This is a genomic window from uncultured Alteromonas sp. (assembly GCF_963976965.1).
In the GTDB taxonomy this organism is placed as follows: domain Bacteria; phylum Pseudomonadota; class Gammaproteobacteria; order Enterobacterales; family Alteromonadaceae; genus Alteromonas; species Alteromonas naphthalenivorans.
Map to the genome: position 1 here is coordinate 63,191 of NZ_CAXBMP010000022.1, position 14,811 is coordinate 78,001.

Annotated in this window: 14 protein-coding genes; 4 read left to right on the forward strand and 10 right to left on the reverse strand. The window is 43.7% G+C overall.

Features of this window, described 5'->3' with window-relative positions; genetic code table 11:
• Positions 1 to 78: 78 nt before the first annotated feature.
• Positions 79 to 1,104 (reverse strand): zinc-binding alcohol dehydrogenase family protein, encoded by a 1,026-nt coding sequence (locus AAC006_RS15575; RefSeq protein ID WP_013783513.1) that lies wholly within the window; start codon positions 1,102 to 1,104, stop codon positions 79 to 81.
• Positions 1,105 to 1,241: 137 nt separating this feature from the next.
• Between AAC006_RS15575 and AAC006_RS15580 the strand changes: the two genes are divergently transcribed.
• Positions 1,242 to 2,174, forward strand: a complete 933-nt coding sequence (locus AAC006_RS15580) for a LysR family transcriptional regulator (protein WP_013783512.1) — start codon at positions 1,242 to 1,244, stop codon at positions 2,172 to 2,174.
• Here AAC006_RS15580 and AAC006_RS15585 read toward each other — a convergent pair.
• Both AAC006_RS15585 and AAC006_RS15590 read right to left on the reverse strand, forming a co-directional pair.
• A complete protein-coding gene (locus AAC006_RS15585; protein ID WP_013783511.1) occupies positions 2,171 to 2,782 on the reverse strand; it encodes an ACP phosphodiesterase in 612 nt (203 codons plus the stop codon). The genes AAC006_RS15580 and AAC006_RS15585 overlap by 4 nt on opposite strands.
• A gap of 62 nt (positions 2,783 to 2,844) precedes the next feature.
• Positions 2,845 to 4,737, reverse strand: coding sequence for a transcriptional regulator (locus AAC006_RS15590; RefSeq protein ID WP_013783510.1), 1,893 nt, complete (start codon positions 4,735 to 4,737; stop codon positions 2,845 to 2,847).
• A gap of 188 nt (positions 4,738 to 4,925) precedes the next feature.
• Between AAC006_RS15590 and AAC006_RS15595 the strand changes: the two genes are divergently transcribed.
• The 3 genes from AAC006_RS15595 to AAC006_RS15605 all read left to right on the forward strand — a co-directional run bounded on the left by AAC006_RS15595 (position 4,926) and on the right by AAC006_RS15605 (position 7,808).
• Positions 4,926 to 5,711, forward strand: a complete 786-nt coding sequence (locus AAC006_RS15595) for a sterol desaturase family protein (protein WP_208805800.1) — start codon at positions 4,926 to 4,928, stop codon at positions 5,709 to 5,711.
• A 174-nt stretch (positions 5,712 to 5,885) separates the two neighbouring features.
• Positions 5,886 to 6,644 (forward strand): tRNA isopentenyl-2-thiomethyl-A-37 hydroxylase MiaE, encoded by a 759-nt coding sequence (gene miaE, locus AAC006_RS15600; RefSeq protein WP_013783508.1) that lies wholly within the window; start codon positions 5,886 to 5,888, stop codon positions 6,642 to 6,644.
• Between the two features lie 567 nt (positions 6,645 to 7,211).
• On the forward strand, positions 7,212 to 7,808 hold the full coding sequence (locus AAC006_RS15605) for a Yip1 family protein (protein WP_013783507.1): 597 nt from the start codon (positions 7,212 to 7,214) through the stop codon (positions 7,806 to 7,808).
• Positions 7,809 to 7,932: 124 nt separating this feature from the next.
• Here the strand turns inward: AAC006_RS15605 and purF are convergent, their stop codons facing one another.
• From purF to AAC006_RS15640, 7 genes are all read right to left on the reverse strand, one after another.
• Entirely contained in the window at positions 7,933 to 9,456 is a 1,524-nt protein-coding gene (purF, locus tag AAC006_RS15610; RefSeq protein ID WP_013783506.1) for an amidophosphoribosyltransferase, read from the reverse strand.
• Between the two features lie 14 nt (positions 9,457 to 9,470).
• Entirely contained in the window at positions 9,471 to 9,959 is a 489-nt protein-coding gene (locus AAC006_RS15615; protein WP_208805801.1) for a CvpA family protein, read from the reverse strand.
• A gap of 160 nt (positions 9,960 to 10,119) precedes the next feature.
• The gene (locus tag AAC006_RS15620) at positions 10,120 to 10,728 is read right to left on the reverse strand and encodes an SPOR domain-containing protein (protein WP_126871457.1); all 609 of its coding nucleotides are present in this window, start codon (positions 10,726 to 10,728) and stop codon (positions 10,120 to 10,122) included.
• 31 nt (positions 10,729 to 10,759) lie between these two features.
• The gene (gene folC, locus AAC006_RS15625; RefSeq protein ID WP_208805802.1) at positions 10,760 to 12,079 is read right to left on the reverse strand and encodes a bifunctional tetrahydrofolate synthase/dihydrofolate synthase; all 1,320 of its coding nucleotides are present in this window, start codon (positions 12,077 to 12,079) and stop codon (positions 10,760 to 10,762) included.
• On the reverse strand, positions 12,079 to 12,924 hold the full coding sequence (accD, locus tag AAC006_RS15630) for an acetyl-CoA carboxylase, carboxyltransferase subunit beta (RefSeq protein WP_013783502.1): 846 nt from the start codon (positions 12,922 to 12,924) through the stop codon (positions 12,079 to 12,081). Before accD ends, folC begins: the two co-directional genes overlap by 1 nt.
• Positions 12,925 to 13,156: 232 nt before the next feature.
• The gene (gene truA, locus AAC006_RS15635) at positions 13,157 to 13,948 is read right to left on the reverse strand and encodes a tRNA pseudouridine(38-40) synthase TruA (protein WP_013783501.1); all 792 of its coding nucleotides are present in this window, start codon (positions 13,946 to 13,948) and stop codon (positions 13,157 to 13,159) included.
• Positions 13,949 to 14,009: 61 nt separating this feature from the next.
• On the reverse strand, positions 14,010 to 14,811 hold an 802-nt coding region (locus AAC006_RS15640), incomplete at its 5' end, for a FimV/HubP family polar landmark protein (protein ID WP_339891860.1).

The window sequence follows — 14,811 nt, forward strand, 5'->3', positions numbered from 1 at the left end:
GTTATGTTTCGCTAGTCAACATTGCATTGAGCTAGTTTTATCACATCAAACTCGATATGCGGTCCCCCAACAAACAAGTTAGAAACCTTCTAAAACGATTTTTCCAATTGCTGTGCCTGCTTCTAGGGTTTTATGCGCTTCAATTAAGTTCGCCGCATTAATTTTACCCAAATGCTTACCTACTGTCGTTTTTACGTGGCCTGCGTCAATTAACGCGGCAACATCGGATAGCAACTCACCTTGGGCGCTCATATCTTCTGTTTGGAACATTGAACGGGTGAACATAAACTCCCAGTGTAAAGAAATACTCTTTGGCTTGAGCTTTGAAATATCTAACGCTTCAGGGTCGTCAATAAGTGCAATCTTACCCATAGGCTTCATTATTTCTACGTAGGCATCGAGATATGCATCAGTGGCATTCAAGCTTGCCACATGTGTAACTGGCCCAATATTTAGCGCAGTAATTTGTTCAGCTAATGGTTGGCGGTGGTTAACGACATAATCAGCACCCAAGCTCTTCACCCACTGTATAGAACTTTCACGAGAAGCAGTGGCTATAACCGTAGCACCGGTTAAGGTTTTTAGCAGTTGAAGCATGATTGAACCAACCCCGCCAGCCGCGCCTACTACCAACACGGTTTCGTTAGTTTTCTTGGGATTACCCGCTTGTTGTTTTTCAAGCGCCAAATGTTGGAACAATAATTCCCATGCAGTTATCGCGGTAAGCGGTAATGCCGCCGCTTCGCTATCAGACAAGCTTTTCGGAGCACGGCCAACAATGCGTTCGTCTATTAACTGGAATTCAGCATTGGTGCCTTGGCGTGTTAAATCGCCCGCGTAATATACTCTATCACCTACTTTCAAGGTTTCTACATCATTACCAGCTTCAACCACTTCACCTACCGCATCCCACCCCAAAATTTTAGGTTCACCATTTTCAGGCGACACACGTTGGCGAATTTTAAAATCTACTGGGTTAACGGCAATTGCGTTGATTTTCACCAAGACATCCCGTCCCGACGCGGCAGGCTTGGCAAGCTCTACATCCGTTAGTGCGTTTTCATCTGTTATAGGTAAAGATGTAGTGTATCCAATTGCTTTCATCGAGAAATCCCCTTCTGCTTAAGTAAAATACTGAACGAATGTGCATATTCATATGCCATGAGAATATAATACGCCTTGACTGTTTCAAATTAAACAGCACAATATTTGAAACATTTTCAATAGAAAATAGATAATCTATGTTGCTTGAAGATCTCATTGTTATTTTAAAGGTCGCTGAATTTCGCAGTATTACTGCAGCAGCATCTAGCTTAGACATGCGCACAGCAACCGCGAGCGCTGCGGTTAAGCGAGTTGAAAGTACGCTAGGTTCCGACCTTTTTATTCGAACAACTCGTTCGCTTCGCCTATCTGCTGCGGGTGAGCGTTACTTACCTGTTTGCGAGCAAGCCATCACCATGCTTGAACACGCAAAGCAAAACTTACAAGAAGATACAGGAAATATTGAGGGTGAATTACGCATAGGCTTATCGTCAGATTTAGGCCGCAATGTTATTGCCCCTTGGCTTAACCGCTTTATGGATGAGCATACTGGTATTAGCATGAAGCTGCATTTAAGCGACAGCAACATCGATTTTTATCGCGATCCTGTTGATATCGCCCTTCGTTACGGTTCGCCAAATGATGCCAGTTTATACGGCTTTAAAATATGTGAAGTGCCTAGGTTATTGGTAGCCTCCCCCGCTTATTTAAAACAGCACGGCACACCAAAAACCTTAGAAGACCTACCTAAACACAACGGCCTTTTTTATCAGCTACACGATATTATTTATAACGAGTGGGAGCTTACCCGCAACAATCAACCCGTGAAAATTAAAATGCAGGGTAACCGTGCTGCTAATGACGGCGACATGGTGCGAAGATGGTGTGTGAATGGCCATGGCCTTGCAGTAAAGTCTAGTTTGGACATGTGCGACGACCTACTTAATAACCGCGCAGTTGCCTTAATGCCTGACTATATTGTTAAGCCTACCCAATTATGGCTAATTTGCCCTAGTAGGCAATCCATAACGCCCGCCGTAAGGTTGCTAAGAGATACCCTTAGGACACAATGCCAATACCAATTACAACAGTTGGTGGCGGCAGGTATTTTTGCCGAGGATCGAATCTAAACCGTGATAAGTCCGCTGGGAGTACCGCGCTCAGGCCCGTGTTGCTGAACATGTTCAATTAGGGCAGGAAAAAAGCCTAGAAATAAGCTATTTAAGAGCGTGAAGTTTGCTTCTATATCTTGCACGCATTGAGCAAAATCATTTTTAAATCGTATACGCTTCGCGACTGCCTGTATAGCGAAACCTATCCCTTCAAACTCCGCGTAGTCTGCAAACCAGTTGTGCGTAATCATATGAGAAACACTACGCTGCATGGTGGTGGGCATAACAGGCAACTTCTTTTCCAATAATGAAAAGCTTTGCTCACAAAATGCTTCAAATGGAATGGTAGAGAATCGCGTCCAATGCGTAATTAATAAATGATCGAACAGCATATCTATCGCCACAGGTGCAAAACGCCTGTGCTCTGGTTTAAACAACGCTTTTGCTTGTTTTACGCTAGCATGACTGTCAGTAAACTTATCTACTGTATAGTGGTTTTCTAGGCCTTTACTTACGCCATTACTGAGCGTGGCGAGTGCTACACCTTTGCGAAAATCGCCAAGTAAATTCCCGTAGTGAGAATCGGCAGTAGGTTGGGCTAAAAAAAGGTGTGCTAGATAATTCATTGTTCCATTATACGTAAAGTTACAAATAAAGTTTGTAGGAATGTGGGGTACATGGTTTAACGTCAGCGTTGATAGCTGGCTATGGAGACATCGTCCAACCCTACTTGGTTTAGTAGAGCCTCAAACCTTTCATCTTGCCTTATGGGTGAAAGGCGAGAGTCGAACCGGCTGAATACCAGGCAGTTTGAACGTGATGAAATTGCACTATTCAACAGCTCGAATGCGCGATCAAATTCGTCCAGAATAATGTAACTTATCGCGGTTTCATAAGGACACATAAATGCGTTTAACGTTTCGGCCTGCTTTAATAGCGGCGCTATTTTGTGCTTATCACCTGCATAACCATATGCTTGAGACAGTGCAATTAAAGCAAACGGATATTGTGGAGCGAGCGCTACTCCTTTTTGAGCAAACGCAATAGCTTCTTCGTGCTCCCCCATTAACGAAAGCGAAACACTCGCTCCGCTATATAATACGCTTACCCGAGGGTGTTGCTTTATTTTGACCCTAGCCCAGGCCACCGCTGCATCAAAATCACCTACCATTGCCAATGCCCAATGCCCCCAATCTGCTAACTCAACATTTAACGGATCAAGCTTATCGGCCTGCCTTAGCGCTCTTTTGACACCTTCAACATCCCCTAAGCCAGCGTAATATAGGGCGAAACCTAGCTCGGTTAACACCAGTTCGGAGTTTTGGGATTTCGCGGCATTAAGCACCTTCCAAGCATCATTCCACCTCCACGCAAATACGTAGGCAAGACCCAGTGACGATAGCGCATCTGCGTTATTACTCGAGACCGCTAGCGCACCTTGCACGCTACTCACCACCATTGGAAGTACTTCACTGGGAGTGTCAAAATAAGACATTATCAAACGATATGCATTTGCCCTTGCAACATAGGCAGCTTCAAAAGAAGGATCAAGTGCAATAGCACCACTGAAAAGCTCAATGGATTTACGCAAAGGCTCATGGCTTAACAGATTCATCTGCTGCTGCCCCTCTACGTATAATTCATAAGCGGCTACATTATTAGTAGGCAACGCATACAGTGCCTCTTCCATTTTAGGGCTAATGGCAACCGACAAAGACGATGCTGCGCCACTGGCAATTTCAGATTGAATTGAGAAAAAATTCCTATCATTAACTTGCCCTAAAAAAGCTTGATCCCAAATAAGCGCGCCGGTTTCAAGGCTAAATAGCGTAGCAGAAACTTTAATGTTTCCCTGCGAACTCACGTTCACAGTCGCGTCTAAAACATGCGTAACGCTTGGAATTTTGGTTCTAATATTCGTAAACGATTTATCGTTTTTAAAAACGAATGCTGAAGATGAAGGTACAACTCGAAGTTCGGGTAAATGGCCAAATTTTGTAATCATTTCTCTGGTTATTTGTTCCGTAAAGGGTTGCCATTTTTTGTCGTCATCACTTGATATGCCAAACGGCAATACTAAAATATATGGCTGACTATTTTGGTTATTAGTCTCTGCTGCCCCCCTGTAGAAAGTAATAAAAATTAAACCCAGCAGTAAGGTAAAGAAAATGACCACAGAGGTCTTTGAAAAGAGATACTTTAATAAAGCCTCAGGCTGTTTTAACGTTGAATTGCTATTCGCTGAAGCCTGCTCAGAGGTAGGCGTGTTTTTGAGCTGGGTTACTGTCGCGGCAAATCGATAACCTCTACCTCGCAACGTAGTGATGACCCTTTGCATCTCACCATTGTCGTCAAGTAGCTTTCTTGCGGCTTTTATATGATTGCTAAGTGTGGTGTCTGAAACCTCTCTAGCAGCCCAAATTTCTTTAAATAACTCATCTCGAGTTACTAACCGGTCGCGATGGTCAATAAGATAAACAATTAAGTCGAAAACCTTAGGCTCGACCGCTAGGGGCTCGCCATGCTTTACGATGACAAAGTTTTCTGTGTCTATCTGAAAATCTGCCACTTGGTAAATCATTTTATTCACCGCTATTTTGAAAAGATTAGTAACGCGAGAGCCATAACCTAACGTCACTGCGCTGTAGTTACATAATGATTAGCTATTTTTTAGCTAATCATTATCTAAACCTTAAGTTTCTCCACCCAGCCGACCTTAAAATAGCACCTACTTTTGGCAACATCTATTAACGCTTACCGGAGGAATACATGCCAACCCCTTTAGCTATACTTCTAGATCCGATATCTCTTGGTTTCTTCGCTTTGTACTTATTACTTATCATGGTCGAAACATTGAGGCCTGCAAGAGCGTTGCCGCCAACTAAGTTTTGGCAGGCGCGAGCGTTATTGACCTTTGTAATATATTTCTACGCATCAAGTTATTTGCCCCTTATATGGGACACTCACCTTTATCAATATCAACTGTTCGATCTTACCGATATGAATCCGTTTGCGGCTTGTATTATTGCCCTTTTGGTGTTCGAACTCTTACTCTACGGCTGGCATCGTGCTATTCATGAAAATCGGTATCTATGGCGAATATTTCACCAATTTCATCATAGCGCAGAACGCATCGATACATTTGGTGCTTTTTATTTTAGTCCATTCGATATGATTGGTTTTACAGCACTAAGCAGTCTGGCTTTGGTAGTATTTGCGGGCGTTAGCCCAGAGGCTAGTACATACTTTCTATTCTTCAGCTCGTTTTTAGCTATCTTTCAGCACACAAATATTAGTACGCCCCAATGGTTAGGATTTTTTATCCAAAGGCCAGAGAGCCACTCCTTTCACCACAAGAAGGGAGTGCATCGTTACAATTACTCAGACTTACCTATTTTTGACATTATTTTTGGAACATTTAAAAACCCAAAAACCTTTGTAAGTGAAACCGGGTTCTATCAGGGTGCCTCAATGCGATATTTAGATATGCTGCTATTTCATGATGTGGTTAGAGCAGCTAAAGCAGAGGATGTTATCAACTCAAAAAAATCATAGTTAGCAAACAACTTGCGGAGGCGATGCTTCAGGGGGCTATACCTGAAAAGGGCTATGCTTGCGAAGGTTATAGTTGAGAGTGCAATGATAATAACGTGCATTTCCATCGCCAGCCGATGCCTCTAGTGTGGTACAATTATACTTTACGTTGGCCCTAATTTAGTTTTAAAGACAGTGAATACAGCAGAATTACTCGCCCCTATAAATACGTTTTTACACGCTACAACACCAGGTGCATGGGTTGAAGAAGCTACCAAGCCTGAAAACTTTTCCATGCTGCTTTTAGATCATTTGATTTGTGAGCTTAAAGCATCTCAATCGGCCATGTTTCTTATTCGAAAATATGCCGTCGATAAAGAAAGTGGCGATGCCCTTTTGGCGTGGCTACAACCTTTCGAGCAATACGTGTATAAACGCGAAGGTGACTGGCGAGATTTACCGTCGAAAAATAAACTGTCGAAATCTGTTATCCCACGCTCTGATTCAAAATATGGCCAAGACCTTGTTGATAAAATGGTGCTACTAATTAAAGAGGAGTTACATCACTTTTATCAAGTATTGGAGATGATGGACCATTTCGATATTGAGTATCGAAGCATCACCCCTTCGCGCTACGCAAAAGGGTTACTAAGGCATGTTAAAACTCACGAGCCAGATGCCTTAGTCGACAAACTCATATGTGGCGCTTATATCGAGGCCCGCTCTTGCGAGCGATTCGCAAAATTAGCGCCCCACGTAGATGCAAAGCTTGGTGAATTTTATATTTCCTTGCTTCGCTCTGAAGCTAGGCACTATCAAGACTACTTGTCGCTGGCCACCGATATCGCGGGCAAAGATATTTCAGAAAGAATTGCGTACTTTGGTGAGGTAGAGGCTGAATTAATCACTACCAATGACAGCGATTTTAAATTCCATAGCGGGCTTCCAGCTTAAGGTATTTATAACGCCCTTACAGGCTTTCTAAAATGAAGGGTTGGAAGTTGATAATGCGTGGTGTCATGTCACGCTTTCAACTCATCGTTTATCGCCACCTTTTCTCTTTGAGTCTTGTTTACTTATTTTTATTCATACCCTTTTTCTTGTCTGGATGTTCTTCTCTAGTTATTTGAATGCTCTTATCTGGTTGCTCTCAACTAATTAGTCTCGTCTGATGCTCTTACCTGATTACTTTTACTTGGTTGCACTTACCTAATTGCTCTTCTTTACGCGGCTAACCGGGTCGATAGCACCGCCTTACCTAAGATAATCCTTATATCAATTAAGCTATTTAGCCTTCAATTCGTTTAAATTACAGCCTGATTTCGACCCATCTTGGTGCACCCCACCCAAATAGATTAATAAGTGCGTTTTAAGACCTATTTTTCACACTATTTATTTGACTGATTCATCATCCTGTAGCAAAATTGTCGTGTAAATTAAATGTTGCATTTTATACTTTAGTATTAACATTGATTCTTATAAAAAATAATACTCTTCAGACTTTCTCAGAGGCGAAGGACAATGCTTTTAAACCATGTTATTGGGATGTACACACATCCAAAAGAAGAATGCCGTAATATCGATCGACGCCAGGAAACTTTTTTCTACGCATTTAGCCACATTGCTATTATTGCGTTAATACCCACTATTGTGGCGTATTACTCAACTGTTTACACAGGTTGGAGTATGGGCGGAGATCTCATCAAATTAAGCGAAAGCAGTGCGCTATTAATGGCGACGGGTATGTATTTCGGCTTAGTTGCTGGCGTAGTGGCCTTGGCAGTGGTCATTCATGAGCTAGCTAAAGCGTTTGAATCAACCACCACTTTCACGCAATCACTAGAGTTAGCCGCTTACACCGCTACCCCATTATTTATGGTGGGTTTTGCTGGTTTGTATCCAGAGCTTTGGGTGGTAATGGCTGCACTATTAGTAGGTGTAAGCTATTCAGTCTACCTACTTTTTTCTGGTGTGCCTTTGTTATTACAATTGCCACAAGAAAAAGGGTTTATCTATTCCAGCTCAGTGGTTACCTGTGGGCTAGTATTAATGGTTATTTTAATGACTGGCGCAGTACTATTGTGGGGTATTACAACAGGCCCTATTTTCGCCAGCTAGCGAATAAAAAATTGTAATTTACTTTACCTATTCAGCCATAAAATAATAAACACAAAAAAGCCGCTTATTAGCGGCTTTTTTTACAACTACAGCACATAGCGATAACTATCTGCTGACGATTATCCTAGTCGTTAGAATCGATATTATGCATATCTAAATTGCTCAACTCTGCTTGCAGAATGGGCGCTTCACGAGACTTCTCACCACGCGAAATATCAATACGTTCAAGGTAGTCTTGGTCTACATCACCGGTAATATAGTTGCCGTCGAAAACTGAAGTTTCAAAACGTTGAATTGAATCGTTTTCTTCCCGCACTGCCTCAACTAAATCAGTGATATCTTGGAATATAAGACCGTCAGCTTGAATAAGGTCGGCTATTTGATCGATTTCTCGGCCATAGGCAATCAGTTCGTTGGCTGAAGGCATGTCGATACCATATACGTTAGGGAAACGTATTTCAGGCGCTGCAGAGGCGAAGTATACCTTCTTAGCACCAGACTCTCTGGCCATCTCAATAATTTGGCCAGATGTAGTACCTCGAACAATAGAGTCATCAACTAACAACACGTTCTTGCCTTTAAATTCAGACGAGATAGCGTTTAGCTTGCGGCGTACAGACTTCTTACGCATAGTTTGGCCAGGCATAATGAAGGTACGACCAATGTAGCGATTCTTCACAAAGCCCTGACGGTATGGCAACTCTAAGGTGTTGGCAATTTGCAGTGCCACATCCATAGACGTTTCAGGGATAGGAATAACAACATCGATGTCTAAATCGCTCCATTCACGGGCAATTTTTTCACCTAATCGGCGACCCATATTCACGCGAGACGCATAAACTGAGATACCGTCGATAAAGCTATCTGGGCGTGCAAAATACACAAACTCAAAAATACAAGGCGAAGTAATGGGGTTCTCGGCACACTGTCTGGTATGAAGCTCGCCATTTTCAGTAATGTACACGGCTTCACCTGGCGACACATCGCGGATGAATTGGAAACCAACGGCATCCAGTGCCACACTTTCCGATGCTACCATCCACTCTTCGCCAAGCTCTGTCATACGCTTACCTAGCGCTAACGGGCGAATGCCGTGTGGGTCACGAAATGCCACAATACCTTGGCCGATAATAGCGGCAACAACCGCGTACGCACCGCGAATTTTCTTGTGTACTTTAGTAACTACTTCAAAGATATGTTCAGCGGTAACACTTAGTCCTGCCACTTGCTGTAGCTCGTGAGCAAGAATGTTTAACAACAATTCTGAATCAGATGTGGTGTTAATATGACGACGGGCAATTCGAAATACTTCTTCTTGCAAATCGTGTGCATTGGTTAAGTTACCATTGTGTGCAAACGCAATACCAAACGGTGAGTTCACATAGAAAGGCTGAGCTTCGGCTGAACTTGAGGTGCCCGCAGTAGGATAGCGAACGTGCCCAATACCCATATTACCCGATAAACGCTTCATATGACGCGTATGAAATACATCACGAACCAAACCATTTGCCTTACGCAAATTAAACATATTTTGGTCGATGGTCATTATTCCAGCAGCATCCTGTCCACGATGTTGGATTACCGTTAAACCATCGTACAAAGACTGAGCTACTGGTGTTTTACCAACTATTCCGACAATACCACACATGTGCGTTACCTATATCAAGCGGGATTTAAGAAACTGGAGGAGCCTTTCACATATGTGAAAAACCACTCAATAATGACACCAAATTCGGGAATAAGTACCGACGTTTGCCACCACTGCGATGAGGCAGCGGCAGAGAAAGTGTCCATGAAAAAGAGAAGCGCGCTAACGATAAGTACGCCGCGGAGCGCTCCAAATACAATGCCTAAAACGCGATCGGTACCTGACAGGCCTGTAGCCTGAACCAGTTGTCCAATTGCAAAATTTAACATGCCGCCTAGCATCAGAGTTGATACAAATAACGCGGCAATGGCAGCACCATTTCGAAGATACAAATCATCGATGGCAGTAAAATATACGGCTAAGTCGGCATAAAAATGGCTGGCAATAAAGAGTGCGCCAAACCATACCACAAGAGAGGTGGCTTCTTTAACAAACCCTCTAATAAGGCTTATTAAGGTAGATACCGCAACGATACCCAATATGGAAAAGTCTACCCAGTTCATTGTCTCTTAATTGCGTTATAGTCGCGGAAGTTGTTAGTAGCGACATGCCGTTGGCGAGATGGCGCGCATTCTAACAGAAGCCGGAAAAATTACCAATGTGTAATATTTTTAGCTTCTGATTTTCACGGCGTAGAACGTGCTGTGTACCTATCGGTTTACACTATTCTACTTTAAACGTGGTGACCTTACCTTTCAGGTCGGTGAGTTCACGTAAATGGGGCAATGCTGCCTCTAATTTTTGTTTTTCTAAGTCTGGCCCAACAAACACTTTGTTGAGCGGACCAGAGTTAGTCATTATCCTGCGACTAAACGCACGATACCCGGCTTTCTCAAGCTTATTCAATAATGACTTTACGTTTTTCTCATGGCGAAAGCTGCCTAGTTGTATCACCCAACCTGCGTCATCCACAGTAGATGAATCTGGTGCTTCAACAATGGTTTGACTGGCAAGAGTGTCTTCTGGCGTTATTTTAGCCTCTACCGGCTCAGGCAACGCTTGAGTCTCACTAGGCACATTAGACGGTGCGCCTTCATCATCCAGCGCTTTGTCATCTGTTACCGTAACGGGCAACTGTGCCGCTTTAGCTACCCGCTCACTAGGAAAGGCTTCGGGCTCTACAATGGGTTTCTTAGGAGGACTTGCAGGAACAGATACAAACGGTTCTTTATTGGTTTGCTTCTTGCCATCAAGAAAGTCTGGTAAAAAAATAACTGCCAGCGCCACAATGATGATGGTGCCCACGAGTCTATTCTTTAATGCCGACGTCACTATTATCTCCTGTTGAACTTATTGTTCGATTTTATTGTTGTTCATTTGCGTTGGAATAATCTAACACTTCAGCCACGGTAACAAAGGAACCAAAGACCAATATAAGTTCGCCTTCATGGTAATCATTACGTGCTGCTTTATAAGCATTCGTCACATCGCTGAAGGTTTGGATATAGCTTTTATCAAGCTGAGCATCCAAAAGCGCCTCCGCTAGTACGTCTGCATCGCAGCCTCGAGGGCCTGATGTGCTTGCTAAATACCATTGTGCATTCAGCGACGACAAAGGCGCAAGGGTTTCTACAATAGATTTGTCTTTTAACATACCCGCTACCACGCGTATTTTACTTGCGGGGTAACGTTTAAGCCATTCCCGCATTGCTTTGGTTGCTTGGGGGTTATGCGCGACATCCACCACCACTAGCGGGTTATGGCTAATTTCTTGTTGGCGCCCTGGCAAACGGGTATTGGCAATAATGTGCTTTATCGCTGTTTCATCTGGCAGTAAGTTTAATAATTCTAGTGCCGCAAGTGCCGTACTCACGTTTTGCTGAGGAATATGTGGGTATGGCAGCTGGGTAAATTCAGTATGCTTACCCTTCCATTGCCACGTTCGACTGGTGCTGGTGCTAGGACTATTGTCAGGCGCGGTATTCTCAACGATGAAAAAGTCTTTCAGAGCCCATCGAGCATCAACATCTAATTCAGACACAACGTCACGTAGTGAACTTGGCGGTAAAAGCTCACCAATAACAGCTTTACCATTTTTTCGCATGATACCGGCTTTTTCACGAGCAATTGCTTCGCGGGTATCACCCAGCCAGTCTTGGTGATCAAGATCAATAGTCGTAATAATGGCTAAATCTGGGTCAAGAATATTAGCGGCATCTAACCTTCCCCCTAGCCCCACTTCCAATACGGCCACATCAACACCCCAATCCTGCATCATTTTCATTGCAGCCAAGGTGCCGAATTCAAAATAGGTTAACGTGATATCGCCACGGGCTTTTTCGATAAGCTCGAAAGCACGGCAAAATGCGCCTTCTTCAGCCAATTCACCGTTTAGCCGCACACGTTCGCAGTAACTCACTAGATGAGGAGAACTAAACACCGCAACGGTTTTACCTTTCGCAAGCATAGCTTGCTCTAACAAGCGACAGGTCGTGCCTTTGCCATTAGTACCGGCAACGGTAATAAGTAAAGCGTCTTTTAGATGGATACCCATGGCATTTGCCACAGATTTAACGCGCTCAAGCCCCATATCAATGGCGCTTGGATGAATAGATTCAAGATGAGAAAGCCACTGACTCAACGTGGTTGTTGAGCCAGTATTTTGATTTTTTTGTGTATTCACTAATTCTGATGATGCAGCTTAAGTAACAAGCCGTGTAATTTATCACGCATTTCTCTGCGGTCAACAATCATATCAATAGCGCCTTTCTCAACAAGGAACTCACTACGCTGGAAACCTTGTGGTAACTTTTCGCGTACTGTTTGCTCGATAACACGAGGACCAGCAAAACCAATCAAGGCTTTTGGCTCGGCAACGTTAACATCACCTAGCATCGCTAAACTGGCAGAAACGCCGCCCATTGTTGGGTCTGTTAACACAGAAATGTAAGGTAAACCTTTCTTGCTCATTTTTGCCAATGCTGCAGAAGTTTTGGCCATTTGCATTAGCGACATAAGCGCTTCTTGCATACGTGCCCCGCCACTGGCAGAGAAACAAATTAGTGGTGTGTTGTTTTCAAGACAAGCATTTACTGCGGCAACAAAGCGAGCACCTACCACAGAGGCCATTGAACCACCCATAAAGGCAAATTCGAAACTGGCTACTACAACCGGCATACCTTTTAGCTTGCCCTGCATAACAACCAAGGCGTCTTTTTCATTGGTTTGCTTTTGCGCGGCTACAATCCGGTCTTTATAACGCTTTGAGTCTTTAAATTTCAAGATATCTTGTGGTTCGAATTCAGCGCCAAGTTCTACGCGATCCCCCTCATCAAGAAAACCGTCTATACGGCGACGGGCCGTAATACGCATGTGATGATCGCACTTAGGGCAAACTTCTTGAAGTTTTTCCAGCTCAGTTTTGTACAACACAGCTTGGCAAGAGCCGCATTTTGTCCAAATCCCCTCAGGTACATTACCTTTTGTGGATGTTTGCGTACGCGGAAGAATTTTTTGAATCCAGCTCATGGAAAAGGAATCCTTTATATTTATTAGCGCACCGACACTGTTTTTTCATTCGTGCTTTGTGTCAATACTACATGAATATTTCGGTTACTTTATTGTAGCGCAAGAGAAAAATACGCACTACGTTAGTACAACCACCTAATATAGCGCGCTATTAGACCACAATACAGTAAAATGGAAAAAACAAAACTGGTCTAAGAAGTTGAACGGTAACCCATTGCTACCGTTCACGCTCTTAAGATTCTGGAAGAAAAAGAGGCCCTAGAGGTGATTTTGGTATACCGAAGTGCTCAGGGTAAGTCACATCTACCAAATACAACCCATTAGGTTTGGCGGTGGTAGCGGCTTTTGCTCGGTCTTTTAAGGTAAGTAGATGCGCCATCCAATCAACAGGTTGCTCTCCAGCCCCAATGCAAAGCAGTGACCCCGTGATGTTACGTACCATATGATGCAAAAACGCATTCGCACGGATATCTAACACCACATAACGACCTTGCCTATGTACACTCACGCTACTCACGGTTCGGTGAGGCGTTTTGCTTTGGCACAGCGAAGCCCTGAATGTAGTGAAATCGTGCTCCCCTACCAGCGCCTGTGCGGCTTCATGCATTTTTTCTGCGTCTAACTCGCGGTATTCGTGAGTAACACCATTGTGCAGGATAGCAGGTCGCATACGGGAGTTATAAATAACGTAGCGATAACGACGATGGGTAGCCGAAAAGCGGGCATGAAAATCATCAGAGACAGGTTTGGCCCAGGTTACGGCTATCGTGTCAGGCATGTTAGCGTTTATACCAAGTGTCCAAGCACGCTCTGGACGCTCTACATCGCTGTCAAAATGGACTATCTGGCCAGTTGCATGTACACCAGCATCGGTGCGACCAGCACAAAATACTATAATAGGCTTATTTGCGATAACGGTGAGTGCTTTCTCTAGGTATTCTTGCACGCTAGCCACGTCTTTTTGACGTTGCCAACCATGTACCGATGCACCATCATACTCGATGCCTAAGGCGATTCGCCCCATGTTTCAAACACCTCTAAATTGAAAAGCCGCTAAGTGTAGTCATACCGCACTCAACATGCAATTAACTGATGGATTTTAAAATACCTTCAGCTTCTTGCTTTTGCTCTTCACTACCCAGATTCATCACATCTTCGAGTAATTCCTTCGCAGCAACGATATCATCCATTTCTAGATAAACCCGTGCGAGGTCGAGGTTCGCGTTTTGCCCAGCATCTTTATCAATATCAATGACGTCATCGGCATCATTAACACCGGTAAAATCAGATAGGCTTACATCTAAATCAAGTTCTGCACTGTCTGGATCTATATCATTGTCTTCACCATCATCCATCAGCGCTTCCACATCCAAGAAATCTTCTGGTGGAGTGCGTGGTTCGGTTTCAGCATCAAGATCCACATCGTTTAGTAGTGCACTTAAATCTAAATCTGGATTGTCGAGCTTGAGTTCAGGCTCGGGACCTTCTTCAAGATTTAGGCTTTCTGTCGATTCAGTGGTGTCAGCTGCAACGCTTGGTTCATCTTCTTGCTCGGATTCAATGCTTTGCAGCAATTCATCAAATTCTGCACCATCTAAATCGTCAAATATCTCTTCTTGTTCTGACTCTTCGGTTCCTGACAACCAGTCATCTAACCCTGGCACATCTTCTAATTCGTCGAAGTCGCTAGGGTCTTTCTCATCGGAAGAAGGCTCTTTATTGGCTGAGGGCTCTTTATTGGCTGAGGGCTCTTCACCGGCTAAAGGCTCTTCACTAGCTGAAGGCTCTGGCACCACGCCATCAACTTCATGCTCTAATTCAAATTCATCAATTTCATCAAATGCACTATCAAGAATACTGTCATCGTAATCGTTGCTTTCTGGCTCT

What these genes read in the sequence shown, in the direction of transcription:
- AAC006_RS15575 (WP_013783513.1), bottom strand. Translation starts at nt 1,104, where the DNA reads ATGAAAGCAATTGGATACACTACATCTTTACCTATAACAGATGAAAAC.
- AAC006_RS15580 (WP_013783512.1), top strand. Translation starts at nt 1,242, where the DNA reads ATGTTGCTTGAAGATCTCATTGTTATTTTAAAGGTCGCTGAATTTCGC.
- AAC006_RS15585 (WP_013783511.1), bottom strand. Translation starts at nt 2,782, where the DNA reads ATGAATTATCTAGCACACCTTTTTTTAGCCCAACCTACTGCCGATTCT.
- AAC006_RS15590 (WP_013783510.1), bottom strand. Translation starts at nt 4,737, where the DNA reads ATGATTTACCAAGTGGCAGATTTTCAGATAGACACAGAAAACTTTGTC.
- AAC006_RS15595 (WP_208805800.1), top strand. Translation starts at nt 4,926, where the DNA reads ATGCCAACCCCTTTAGCTATACTTCTAGATCCGATATCTCTTGGTTTC.
- AAC006_RS15605 (WP_013783507.1), top strand. Translation starts at nt 7,212, where the DNA reads ATGCTTTTAAACCATGTTATTGGGATGTACACACATCCAAAAGAAGAA.
- purF (WP_013783506.1), bottom strand. Translation starts at nt 9,456, where the DNA reads ATGTGTGGTATTGTCGGAATAGTTGGTAAAACACCAGTAGCTCAGTCT.
- AAC006_RS15615 (WP_208805801.1), bottom strand. Translation starts at nt 9,959, where the DNA reads ATGAACTGGGTAGACTTTTCCATATTGGGTATCGTTGCGGTATCTACC.
- accD (WP_013783502.1), bottom strand. Translation starts at nt 12,924, where the DNA reads ATGAGCTGGATTCAAAAAATTCTTCCGCGTACGCAAACATCCACAAAA.
- truA (WP_013783501.1), bottom strand. Translation starts at nt 13,948, where the DNA reads ATGGGGCGAATCGCCTTAGGCATCGAGTATGATGGTGCATCGGTACAT.